This is a genomic window from Hahella sp. NS-SX17 (genome assembly GCF_057367735.1).
In genome coordinates, this window is record NZ_CM170632.1 from 4,497,057 (window position 1) to 4,508,875 (window position 11,819).

Genomic DNA, 11,819 nt, shown 5'->3' on the forward strand with positions numbered 1-11,819 from the left:
CATGAGTCAGACATGCCTCTGAGCGTCCACCACGGCTCTATCACCACCGCCGGCGTCAAAACCCTCAATGAAGACGCGGTGGCGGTGTGCGCCCCCTCACAGGAGCGACGCCTGCACAGTAAAGGCGTCGTCGCCGCGCTGGCGGACGGCGTCAGCTCCGCGGAAGCCGGCAAGGAAGCCAGCGCTACGGCGGTGGAGCTGTTCATCGCTGACTATCTGAAGACGCCAGACACCTGGGCTGTCAGTCACGCAGGCCAGAAGATACTCTCCTCCCTCAATCTCAGGCTGTATCGTAAAAGCCAGGAATTCGTGCATGAGGCCAAGGGCTATCTCTGCACTTTTTCCGCATTGATTCTCAAATCCCGCACCGCGCATATTTTCCACGTCGGCGACAGCCGTATCTACCTGTTGCGTCACGGCGCACTGACCCGACTGACCCGGGATCATATCGTCAGCCTGGGCGGCGGTAGAAAAATGCTCGCCCGAGCGGTAGGCATGGATAACAACCTGCCCATTGATTACAGCAAAACGCCGCTGGAGATAGGCGACATTCTGATTCTCACTTCCGACGGCGTGCATGACTTTCTCGACGACGAAACGATCAAAAACATCGTGGACCATGCGCCTACTGCGCAGGAAGCGGTGGATGAGCTGCTGCAACAGTCGCTACAAGCCGGGAGCAATGACAACCTCAGCGCTATCGTGCTGGCGGTGGATGATTTGCCGGACACCACGCTGGAAGATTACAGCAACCAGTTAACCCGTCTGCCCTTTCCTCCCGAATTGGAACCCGGCATGAACCTGGACGGACTTGTCGTCGAAAAAGAGATTTTCGCTTCCTCACGCAGTCAGCTCTACTTGGTGAGAGATCAGGACAGCGGCGAACGCTGGGTGATGAAAACGCCATCACGAAATTATCTGGGAGACGTCAGCTATATCGACCGTTTCATACAGGAGGAATGGATCGGCAAACGCATCGATAATCCGCATGTGGTGCGCATTATCGAGCAGCCGCAGGCGCGCACCTGCCTTTATTATTTGATGGAGCACGTGGAAGGCGTCACCCTCCAGCAGTGGATCAAAGACCACCCATTTCCCAAGCCCAAAACCGCCTTTGCGCTGATCGCACAGGTCGCTGACGGATTGAGCGCACTGCATAGCCAGGACACCATTCATCAAGACTTAAAACCGGCCAATATCATCGTCAGCCCAGATAATCGGGCGACCATCATCGACTTCGGCTCCGTCTACGTAGCCGGCGTCGCCGAAGTCTTCCGCCCCCTAGAGCATGTGGCCGCTCTGGGCACCGCCTCTTACTCCGATCCGCTGTATCTGCTGGGGCAAAACACCGGCGCACGAGGCGATCTCTACGCCCTGGCGACCATCGCCTACGAAATGTTCACGGGCGAACTGCCCTACGGCGACCACATCAACGAGTGCCGCTCCCGCTTTGATTACGACCGCTTGCGTTACCGCTCCGCCATGCAGTTCAACCCGGTGATTCCACTCTGGTTCGACCGGGCGCTGCAGAAAGGGGTAGTGTTCGACCTGGATCAGCGTTATCAGACCATGAATGCGTTGCTGCAGGACCTGAAAAATCCTAACCCTGCGTTTTTGCAGGACAATCCTCTGGAAATGGAAGACCGCAGCCCAGTCATGTTCTGGCAGATGCTGTCGGGATTCTGGGCGCTGATACTCCTGCTGGTGCTGGTCCTGTTCTCCTGTCAGGGACCAACCTGAACACGCGCGCCATCCACCAGACCGTTTTCCTTCAAAATGCGGTCAAATTCCCCATTTGCCTTGATAATAGCCAGCCCCCTGTTAAATGCGCTGATGTATTGCCGGTGACGGGGGTTTTCCACGCCGCTGATAACGTACAACTTATTAGCGCTCAGGGGCGGCTCCACGAACTCCAGCATCGGCAATAGCGTGGGCTCTTCCCGCTGGATGCGATAACGAGCCACCAGTTCGTCCTCCAAAGTCAGATTGATGCGTCGTTGCGACAGCATCAAAACGCTTTGCATGAATTGCGTGACTTCCAGGCGGGTAAAATAGTCCGCCTCCATGAAGGCGTCGTTGTAAGCATACCCTCGCACCACGCCAACCACTCTGCCGCGCAGGCTTTCAAGTCCCTTGAACTCAAACAGATCGCCCTTGAGCTTGATGAACTTAACCTCATTGGTCAGATAGGGATCGCTGTATGCGAACAGATCGATGCGCTCCTGACTCCACCAGGCGTCGAGAATCAGGTCGAAAGTACCTCGCCTGGTTCCTTCCACCGCCCGCGCCCAGGGAACGATAAGCTGTTTTACCTTATATCCCTGGGTGGCGAACGCCGCGTTGGCGATCTCGACAGAGACGCCGCCCTGTGGGTGTTCGGGGTCAATAAATGGAGGCCAGGGATCGGCGGCGGCCTTCAGTTCAATCAGGTCCGCGGCGGCCGCCACTTTACCGCCCAGTAGAGCGGCGAGAGCGATTAACAGCATCAACGCCTTCGGCATTTTCGTTTGCTCCGCCAATGAGAAAACATTGCATGAGAATGAATTAAGTATGCATCAAAAACGAAAAAGCGCATCCAGATCAAGTTTCCGTTAAAAAACGCTAACTAGAGGATTTATATAGCGGTTTGTCCTAAGTCATTTTACCTACTCTTTTGTTTTTTAAACCAGTATATTTACGCCCGCGTGGTTAAAGGGGTATCTAACCGCGCCAACATCAAAACTAAGGAAGGAATGACATGAATAACAAATTAGCGAAAAGCTACTCCCGGCTAACCTCTTCACTCACCCTCGGCGCGCTCATCGTCGCCGCCCCAGCAGGCGCAACCAACTTTCAAGTCACCAAATTCACCGACGGCTACGACGGCGTATGCGATAGCGACTGTTCTTTGCGCGAAGCCATCCAGCTGGCTAACGAAAATGCAGGCCCGGATAAAATTATCCTGGATGCAGGCGTCTACAAGTTATCCATCCCAGCCGACAACCCTTTGGATGAAGAAGACGAAAACCTGAACGGCGATCTGGACATCCTGGACGACCTGGTTATCGAAGGTCAGGGTATCGACATCAGCATTCTGGACGCGGACGGCCTGGACCGCGCTATCGAAGTACTGAAAGAAGTTAAAGTGGAGTTGCGCGGCTTCACCATCCGTAACGGCAACGTACGCGACTACGGCGGCGGCATCGAAAACTACGGTGAGCTGATGCTGCGTCAGATGCGCATCACCGGCAACGTCACCAAAGGCGAGTTGAACCCCGGCAATGGCGGCGGCATCTCCAACGAAGGCATGCTCGATATCTATCAGTCCATCCTTGACGACAACCGCGCGCAAGGCGATGAAGCGCACGGCGGCGCTATCTACAACACCGGCTCCCTGTTCGTGCGTGAGACCACTTTCGAAAACAACTCTTCCGAGAACGAAAGCCTGACTGGCGCCGGCGGCGCTGTCTATAACCGCGGCGTGGCGGACATTTCCCGCACCACGTTCGCCAATAACGTCGCTGACGCCACCGGTTCCGCGTTCCTGAACGATGACGCAGCCGATCTGTGGCTGAGCAACAGCACATTGAGCGGCAACATCGCTCTGGGCGAGAATGGCGCAGCCCTGGTGAACGGCGTCACCAATCCGACTCTGCAGGGTGTGGCCACCATGAAAATCGTTCACGTCACTTTGGCGGACAACACCGGTCATGGCTTCTACAACTACGGCGACGTCAACGTGCGCAACAGCCTGATGGTCGGCAACCATCTGCTCGACAACAGCGGTTTCGCCGACTGTGCTGACTACGGCGTATCCTATCGCAACAAAGGCCTGATGACCGGCATCGGCGCAGGCAACTGTAAGGCGGATATGGAAGTGGCCAGCGAAGACGTGTTCACCCAAGTGCTCTACCCCTTGATGGACAATACCGGCCTGACCAAAACCCACCGTCTGCGTGAAACCAGCCCGGCGATCGACGCAGGCATGGGTCTCTGCGCCAGAACCGATCAGCGCCGTGTAGTACGCCCTAAAGACGGCAATGGCGACGGTGTTGAGAACTGCGATCTGGGCTCTTTCGAATTCGTCATGCCCTGATACACCCTGTTCCTATGAACAGTCAAGGAGGGAGCGCTTCATGCCGCTCCCTTTTTCATTTTCTCCCGCTCCTCCGTCCCCATGCGCTCTTCCCCCTTCCGCAATCTTCCCTCTTGACGCTCCCGTCCAATTAAAAATACGCTTTCAGGGTGCCGTGAATAACCACTAACTTAATGAAATTACGAAAATTTACTGCATAAAAGCCCATTTAGGGTTTATGATCCGGGTCCCACATTTTTATTTATTGCGGAAAAACTGGAGCGCCGTTCAGAGCGGCAAAATCCGCAGTCGGTTACAACACCAGGACAGTAGTTGTGAACAAATTATCCCCAAATCACCTCTTAGGCGCGCGGCCTGGCCGCAAGCTGATTTCTCTGACGTGGCTCGCCCGTCTCGTTCCGTCCGCCTTCGTTATCGCCGGCGCAGCGTCTTCGGCGTTGGCGGCTGAAAGTAAGTATTACGGGGCCATCGATCAGTACCCGATCACCATGACGCTGTCGATAGAAGAAAACGGTTCCATAAAAGGCGACTACTTTTACGACCGCTACCAAACCGCCATCGAACTGCATGGGGGCATACAAGGCTCAAATATTCATCTCGAAACCAGCGCTCCCAAGGGCAAAGTCGAGGAGAACTTTGACGGTAGCTTCACCACTACGACCATCGCTGGCCATAGTTACAACGCAGGCGCAGTGATCCCCAGCGAAATTAAGGGATACTGGACTCACTCGGGTAAGAAACTGCCTTTTACTCTTACCCTGGGGCCTTACGGTGATGGCAAGCTGACCTGCGAGGAAATGAGTTCACAGCCAGCGCGCATATTTTCGGAAGCCCCTGATCTTGGTTCAGGCAGAGGCAGTCCGCTGGAAGTGGACTATCAGTGCCCCGAGAGTTTGGCTGAACTGCCGTTTCTGCAGAACCTGAAGGCGCTGAGCGACACGTTCCGCAGCGAACAAGGCTCACATTTATGCACCGGCACGATTATTTACGTCCAATCGCGTTATTACCACTTTCAGCTGCTTGAGGCAGGCTTCGCGCCGGAACGGAACCTGGCCCGTATCGATGCAAAAGACAGAGCGCGCTATCGCGCAGCGACACTGGACTACCTGCGCTACTGGTCTCTGGAGAGCATTTACAACCTGCCCTACTACCACGAATACCTGCAAGTCATGCAGCAGGCGGAAAACGACCTGGCCGCCCATTACGCCAGCCGGTTCAACCTGGACGCAGAAAAAGCGGAGGCCGCCGCTCAAGCTGGCGTCGACCTGTTCCTGCAGCGGGCGGCGGGAGCTTACCCCAGCTCAGAAGACCATTCTGTGGCGCCAATGGCAGTATTAATGTTCAACGACGAACCGCCCACTCTGGAGCAAGTAAACGCATTGTTGCCGGACGCCGATCAACGCGCCCGTCTACAGGCGCTGAACGCCGCATTGGGGTTAGGTTTGCAGGAGGAGCTCGTCAAAGCCCTGTTAGAGTCAGTGGAGGATGTCAATCAAGGCGACGAACCGCCCTTGTTCTTCGCTGTGCGGAACCCGGACTATATCCGTTTATTGCTTAACAAAGGGGCGGATGTGAACTATCAGAACGGTTTCGGTAAAACCGCCCTGTACTACGCGATTCAATTCAATCTGCCAAAGTCCGCACAGAGCTTGCTCGACGCGGGTGCGGAAGTTAATCATCGATACAAGTCAGGGCCGGAAATACAATACGACTGCCGCTACAACATCGCCCGCACGCTGCGCAGCCCATTAATGCACGCGGCTCAACACGCTGATACGGCTATGCTGGAGCTGCTAGTCAAAGCCGGCGCGGACCCTGCGCTGGCGGATGGCCTCGGCGACACCGCGCTGACCTATGCGGAAGAAAACGACAAGCCGGAGAATGCAGCATATCTGAAAAGCCTCGCCGCACAATCCCAGGCAAGCGTGAGTCAATAGCGACTCATTACATGACAGCCTATGCCGTACGACCCTGGGCGGCTTTTTCATACCTGAAATACGCCCATTAAAAAGGGCCGCCACAGCGACCCTCTTCATCTTTACACTCTTCCAGCGGCGCTTTTGCTTACCGCGCAACAGCCATTACATACGCTTTTTGTCCAGTCCCAGCACAGACAGCGTTCTGGAACGCACACTGTGTAGCAACTCGGCGTTATCCACCAGGGACTCGCCGTAAGAAGGAATCATTTCCTTCAACTTGGACGTCCAGTCTGCGCTGCTTAAACGATCCTTGAAGCAACGTTCGATTACGTCCACCATCGCCTTCACCGCCACGGATGCGCCGGGAGAAGCGCCCAGCAGCGCCGCCAGAGTACCGTCTTTAGAAGCCACAAGTTCCGTGCCGAATTCCAGCTTGCCGCGGCCTTGCGCGTCCCGCTTGATGATCTGTACGCGTTGACCGGCTTCCGCCAGCGTCCAGTCGTCTTCTTTCGCTTCCGGGAAGTAGTTCAGCAACGACTTCACGCGATCTGAATGCGACTGCATCGCTTCCTTAATCAGGTAACGAGTCAGATCCATGTTATTGAGGCCCACAGACATAATCGGGCCAAAGTTATTCGCGCGGATGGAGCCGAACAGATCTAATGAAGACCCTGTCTTCAGGAACTTGGTGGTGAAGCCTGCATAGGGTCCAAACAACAGCGCGGGTTCGCCGTTGATGATGCGGGTGTCCAGGTGAGGCACTGACATAGGCGGCGCGCCGATGGCCGCTTTACCATACACCTTGGCGTAATGGCGCTTGACGATATCCGGCTTTTTGCACACCAGCCACTGACCGCTGACCGGGAAGCCGCCGTAGCCGTCCCCTTCAGGAATATCTGACTTCTGCAGTAACGGCAGCGCGCCGCCGCCTGCGCCCAGAAACACAAATCCAGCGTCAATGGTTTTGCTTCCGCCATTGCGGCTGTCGGACAGCTGCACCGCCCAACGGCCGTCCGATTTCTGTTTCAGGCTCTTGACCGGGTGGCTCAGCAATAACTCAAAGTTGGCGTTCTTTTGCAGATGCTCGACCATATTGCGGGTCAGCGAGCCGAAGTCCACATCGGAACCATAGCGAACGCGAGTCGCCGCCACTTTCTGCATCGGATCACGGTGTTCCATCACCAGCGGCATCCAGTCCTGCAGCGTGCGTGGATCGTCACTGAACTCCATGTCCTTGAACAGGTGATGAGCGCTCAATAATTGATGACGCTTGCGCAGAAATGCGATGTCAGGCTCACCCCATACGAAACTTTCGTGGGGGCAGGTATTAATGAATTCATTGGGGCTGGGCAATCCGCCGCGCTCCACCAGATAGCTCCAGAACTGCAGCGAGACTTCGAAAGAGGCGTTAATAGCAAGCGCCCGGCTGATCTCGATATTGCCATCGCCGGTTTCTGGAGTGTAGTTCAGCTCACAATATCCAGCGTGGCCTGTGCCTGCATTATTCCAGCCGTATGTGCTTTCGTGGGCGACATGATCGAGTCTTTCCACCATGACGATATTTAAGGATGGGTCCATTTGCATGAGCATCGTCCCAAGGGTCGTGCTCATAACACCGCCGCCGACTAGCAGCACATCCGCCTTTTTTACAGTCATTACAATCGCGCCTTTGCAAGAAAATCAAAATCTGGTGACAAGCATTAAAACCGCCGCCGATTATGGAGGATTTGGGCGAAAGGTCAAAGATAAGTGAGACCGCCCCTGGCGAGAAGCGTTTGCTTTTCTGCTCTGTCGGAGGCTATGTTCCTGTCGCCTCGATATTGGAAGAGAACCCGAAAAGCCAAACGTACCTGGCCACGGGGTCGCAATTATACCTTAATTTAATCGCTAAACGAGCGTTTAATTGCTTACGGATAATTTATTGTGACGAGTCCCGCTTCATCAGGGCCGACCCCACCTACGAGATGGAAACATAACCCATTGTATTGAATAGGAAATATTACTGCAAAAGCGGAGATCCGTCCTGCGCAAAGCGGTAGCCGTGAATTTCCGCCGCCTCTACCAGCCTGTGCAAATAATCCACGATCGCCCGGCGCTCCGCCAGCTCCTTCAAATAACTGCGCAGTTTTTCCTCAACGTAAGAGTACGGCAACAGATCACCGGGAATATTGTGCTCCACCCACACTACATGAACACCGTAACGACTCTCCACGGGACTTGTTATCAAGCCATGCTCATGACGAAACACCGCCGCTTCGAACTCGGCGACGGTTTGCCCCCGGGACAACTGACCCAGCGAGCCGCCCTGCTCTTTAGAGGGACAGGCGGAAAACTTCTGCGCCAGCGCGGCGAACTGTTCCGGGCTTGATTGCAGTCGCTCAATCAGCGCCTTGGCCTGCTCCAGTTTTAATGAGCGCTCCTTGACGTCGTCAGGGGCCGCCGCCAGCAGGATATGCCTGGCCTCCACCAAAGGAGACGAAGAGAACTGTTCTGGATGGCCGCGATAGAATCGCTCACATTCCTCCGCCGTCGGCTCGCGCACTGGGGCTTCTCGTTGCAACAGCTGATCAATGACTTCATCCTGTGACAGTCCGTCTGTATCCATCTCCAGCGCCCGGGCGCGTTGGCGCAACAATTCGCTGACAATCAAGGCGCGAACCGCCTGGTTCAAAGCGTCCTCCTGGCTTTCCGAAGGGAAATACTGCATTTCCTGAAACATCGCCGCCTCAGAGATTGCCACACCGTTTACGCTAATATCTGTGCTCATGATTATCCTCACTGACCGCTTTCGTTCCGCCCCAAGTCATTCTCTCTTTATTGAAGAAAGGCTCGGGGCGGACCTGGCTTAAAAGGGGTTATCGCGCCCGAACGACTTGGTAGTTGCGGGTGAAGTAGCGCACCGGAACGCTCCATACATGCACCAACCGGCTGAATGGAAACAGCAGGAACAGAGTCATTCCCAGGAAGATGTGCAGTTTATAGATCATATGCACGCCGCTAACCGCCGCTGCCGCCTCCGCCGCATTGAAGGTCGCCAGAGACTGCGCCCAGTTCATCAGCTTGAGCATCTCGGCGCCGTCCATATGACCAGCGGAGACGAAGATGCTAAGCAGTCCGAGAATCAGTTGTGCGTAGAGCAGCAGCAGAATAGCGATGTCCATTTTGCTGGAGTTGGCGCGCACCCGCGGATTGGTCAGGCGACGCTTGATCAACATGGTCAGTCCGGCGAAGCAGATAATGCCGAACAACCCGCCAATTCCCATCGCCATGGCTTGTTTAAAGCTGGTTGAAATGCCCAGGACATGCCAAACCGCTTTGGGGGTGAGCAAGCCGACAAAATGACCTGCCAGAATAGCGATGACGCCAATATGAAACAGAATGCTGCCGATACGCAGTTGACGACTTTCGAAAATCTGGCTGGAGCTGGTCTTCCAGGTGTACTGATCTCTGTCGTAGCGAATCAGACTGCCGAGGAAAAAGACCGCCAGCGCGATATAAGGGTAAACGGAAAACAGAAGTGTATTGATATAGCTCATGGTATTTCTCCTCAACCCAGATTGGACTGGCGCCCGGCTATCGCCGCAGGGTCCAGTAACTGCACCGGCATGACGTCGTCTTTACGCTGGCTCGCCGCCGGACGATAACGCGCGTCGCCGCAACTGTTCATAGCGCTGTCCTGCGTGAAGGACACCGCTTCTTCCTCCCAGATTTTGTCCAAGGCTTCCGGCGTGTCGTCTCGCTCTTCGCCCTTGATCTGTTCACGCAGAGACGCCAAGTTCACGTCCACCTCAGAAAGCTCAATCAACGCATGGACCAACAGAGCGTAGGGACTGTCGCGCTCTTCCAGACGCGCCGCCAGCAGAGCGAGAATATGCGCCACGTCCTGCAGCCAGCCTCGCGCCTGTTCGCCCTGCGTCGCGGCGAATTCAAGGTAGACCGGCAGATAATCCGGCAATTCGCGCACGCTGATTTCCAGGCCCGCCTCACGATATTGTTGCAGCAGGTTGACCATGGCCTGTCCGCGATCCCGGGATTCGCCATGCACATGCTCAAACAGGTGCAGGGATACCGCCCGACCGCGTTCGAACAGGCCGTCGTATTCACTTTGCAAATCCAATACATCGCGACTGAAAAAATCGTCGATAAAATTTTCCAGACGTCGCCGGGTTAAGGTTGTCAGAAGCTGGTCATCCTTAACCAAGCCTCTGACAAGCGCCGAACTTGCATACAGTTCCTCGGTGGGGTAATCCAACAACCGGGATATCAACTTCAAAATGACCATGATTAATCCTCCTGCCGCACCGGTATGACCTGACGCACCGTCGCCTGTTTACCGCCAAACAGGTTCACCGGGTTGTCGCCGTCGGAGCAGCCATTGCCGAAGCTGAAGCCGCAACTGCTCTTGAGATCGTAAGCGTTCTCCGCGTATTCCCGGTGGGTGGTGGGAATCACAAAGCGGTCTTCGTAATTGGCCAGGGCCATGATGCGATACATGTCTTCCACCAGAGACCTGGTCAGCCCCACCTGCTCAAGCACTTTCAGGTCCTCGACCTTATCCACATGCTTGGCCCGCATGTAGGCGCGCATGGCGATCATGCGCTCCAGCGCCCGCACTACCGGCGCCTCATCTCCCGCCGTCAGCATGTTGGCAAGATAACGCAGGGGAATACGCAGGCTTTTCAGGTCCGGAATCTCGCCGTTCATGCCCACATGTCCCTGCTCCACCGCATTCTGGATCGGGCTGAGCGGCGGCACGTACCAAACCATGGGTAAGGTGCGGTATTCCGGGTGCAGCGGCAGCGCCACTTTCCAGTCAATCGCCATCTTGTAGACTGGCGACTGCATGGCCGCCTCCAGCCAGGCCTGGGGAATGCCTTCCGCCCGCGCCGCTTCCTGCACTTTGGGATCATGCGGGTCCAGGAAGATGTCGCACTGCGCCTGATACAGGTCCTGATCCGAAGCGGCGGAGGCCGCGTCTTTGATGCGATCCGCGTCGTACAGCAACACGCCCAGATAGCGGATGCGGCCGACGCAGGTTTCCGAACAGACAGTCGGCTGCCCGCTTTCTATGCGCGGATAGCAGAAGATGCATTTCTCGGACTTACCGCTCTTCCAGTTGTAATAGATCTTTTTGTAGGGACAGGCGGAGACGCACATTCTCCAGCCCCGGCATTTGTCCTGATCGATCAATACAATACCGTCCTCTTCCCGCTTATAGATGGCGCCACTGGGACAGGAAGCCACACAGGCGGGATTCAAACAGTGCTCGCACAAGCGCGGCAGATACATCAGGAAGGTTTTTTCAAACTCGCCGTACATGTCCGCCTGCACCTGATCAAAGTTTTTGTCTTTGCGGCGCTTGGCGAATTCCGTGCCCAGGATTTCCTCCCAGTTAGGGCCCCATTCGATTTTCTCCATGCGGCGGCCGTCAATCAGCGAGCGCGGACGCGCGGTGGGCTGATGCTTGCGATCCGGCGCGGTGTGCAGATATTGATAGTCGTAATCGAAGGGTTCGTAATACTCATCGATTGTCGGCAGGTCTGGATTGCCGAAAATATTCGCCAACACCCGATGACGGCCGCCGATGCGCGGCTTCAACGTTCCGTCGGCGCCGCGTTTCCAGCCGCCTTTCCATTTCTCCTGATTCTCCCACTCTTTGGGATAGCCGACGCCGGGCTTACTTTCCACGTTGTTGAACCAGGCGTACTCCACCCCTTCCCGCGACGTCCATACATTCTTGCAGGTGATGGAGCAGGTGTGACAGCCGATACACTTGTCGAGATTCAGGACCATTCCGATTTGAGCGCGTACTTTCATAATCTGTC

The 11,819-nt window shown here is 55.6% G+C and carries 9 protein-coding genes; 3 read left to right on the forward strand and 6 right to left on the reverse strand.

Going from position 1 to position 11,819, the window contains the following annotated elements:
* Positions 1 to 12 precede the first annotated feature (12 nt).
* Positions 13 to 1,740 (forward strand): bifunctional protein-serine/threonine kinase/phosphatase, encoded by a 1,728-nt coding sequence (locus AC2IBB_RS19800; protein ID WP_486328481.1) that lies wholly within the window; start codon positions 13 to 15, stop codon positions 1,738 to 1,740.
* On the opposite strand, the gene AC2IBB_RS19805 is transcribed toward AC2IBB_RS19800, so the two are convergent.
* Entirely contained in the window at positions 1,725 to 2,501 is a 777-nt protein-coding gene (locus tag AC2IBB_RS19805; RefSeq protein ID WP_486328482.1) for a substrate-binding periplasmic protein, read from the reverse strand. The genes AC2IBB_RS19800 and AC2IBB_RS19805 overlap by 16 nt on opposite strands.
* Before the next feature lie 236 nt (positions 2,502 to 2,737).
* On the opposite strand from AC2IBB_RS19805, the gene AC2IBB_RS19810 reads away from it, so the two are divergent.
* Both AC2IBB_RS19810 and AC2IBB_RS19815 read left to right on the forward strand, forming a co-directional pair.
* A complete protein-coding gene (locus tag AC2IBB_RS19810; protein ID WP_486328483.1) occupies positions 2,738 to 4,075 on the forward strand; it encodes a choice-of-anchor Q domain-containing protein in 1,338 nt (445 codons plus the stop codon).
* A 314-nt stretch (positions 4,076 to 4,389) separates the two neighbouring features.
* Positions 4,390 to 6,012, forward strand: a complete 1,623-nt coding sequence (locus AC2IBB_RS19815) for an ankyrin repeat domain-containing protein (RefSeq protein ID WP_486328484.1) — start codon at positions 4,390 to 4,392, stop codon at positions 6,010 to 6,012.
* A 144-nt stretch (positions 6,013 to 6,156) separates the two neighbouring features.
* On the opposite strand, the gene mqo is transcribed toward AC2IBB_RS19815, so the two are convergent.
* The 5 genes from mqo to narH form a co-directional block, all read right to left on the reverse strand.
* Complete coding sequence (gene mqo, locus AC2IBB_RS19820) at positions 6,157 to 7,650, reverse strand: malate dehydrogenase (quinone) (RefSeq protein WP_486328485.1); 1,494 nt, start codon at positions 7,648 to 7,650, stop codon at positions 6,157 to 6,159.
* A gap of 343 nt (positions 7,651 to 7,993) precedes the next feature.
* Positions 7,994 to 8,761: a peptidylprolyl isomerase gene (locus AC2IBB_RS19825; protein ID WP_486328486.1), complete on the reverse strand. Its 768-nt coding sequence runs from the start codon at positions 8,759 to 8,761 to the stop codon at positions 7,994 to 7,996.
* Between the two features lie 88 nt (positions 8,762 to 8,849).
* Positions 8,850 to 9,530, reverse strand: coding sequence for a respiratory nitrate reductase subunit gamma (gene narI, locus AC2IBB_RS19830; protein WP_486328487.1), 681 nt, complete (start codon positions 9,528 to 9,530; stop codon positions 8,850 to 8,852).
* Between the two features lie 11 nt (positions 9,531 to 9,541).
* Positions 9,542 to 10,276: a nitrate reductase molybdenum cofactor assembly chaperone gene (gene narJ, locus AC2IBB_RS19835; RefSeq protein ID WP_486328488.1), complete on the reverse strand. Its 735-nt coding sequence runs from the start codon at positions 10,274 to 10,276 to the stop codon at positions 9,542 to 9,544.
* A gap of 2 nt (positions 10,277 to 10,278) precedes the next feature.
* On the reverse strand, positions 10,279 to 11,811 hold the full coding sequence (gene narH / locus AC2IBB_RS19840) for a nitrate reductase subunit beta (RefSeq protein ID WP_486328489.1): 1,533 nt from the start codon (positions 11,809 to 11,811) through the stop codon (positions 10,279 to 10,281).
* Positions 11,812 to 11,819 lie beyond the last annotated feature (8 nt).

What these genes read in the sequence shown, in the direction of transcription:
- AC2IBB_RS19800 (WP_486328481.1), top strand. Translation starts at nt 13, where the DNA reads ATGCCTCTGAGCGTCCACCACGGCTCTATCACCACCGCCGGCGTCAAA.
- AC2IBB_RS19805 (WP_486328482.1), bottom strand. Translation starts at nt 2,501, where the DNA reads ATGCCGAAGGCGTTGATGCTGTTAATCGCTCTCGCCGCTCTACTGGGC.
- AC2IBB_RS19810 (WP_486328483.1), top strand. Translation starts at nt 2,738, where the DNA reads ATGAATAACAAATTAGCGAAAAGCTACTCCCGGCTAACCTCTTCACTC.
- mqo (WP_486328485.1), bottom strand. Translation starts at nt 7,650, where the DNA reads ATGACTGTAAAAAAGGCGGATGTGCTGCTAGTCGGCGGCGGTGTTATG.
- AC2IBB_RS19825 (WP_486328486.1), bottom strand. Translation starts at nt 8,761, where the DNA reads ATGAGCACAGATATTAGCGTAAACGGTGTGGCAATCTCTGAGGCGGCG.
- narI (WP_486328487.1), bottom strand. Translation starts at nt 9,530, where the DNA reads ATGAGCTATATCAATACACTTCTGTTTTCCGTTTACCCTTATATCGCG.
- narJ (WP_486328488.1), bottom strand. Translation starts at nt 10,276, where the DNA reads ATGGTCATTTTGAAGTTGATATCCCGGTTGTTGGATTACCCCACCGAG.
- narH (WP_486328489.1), bottom strand. Translation starts at nt 11,811, where the DNA reads ATGAAAGTACGCGCTCAAATCGGAATGGTCCTGAATCTCGACAAGTGT.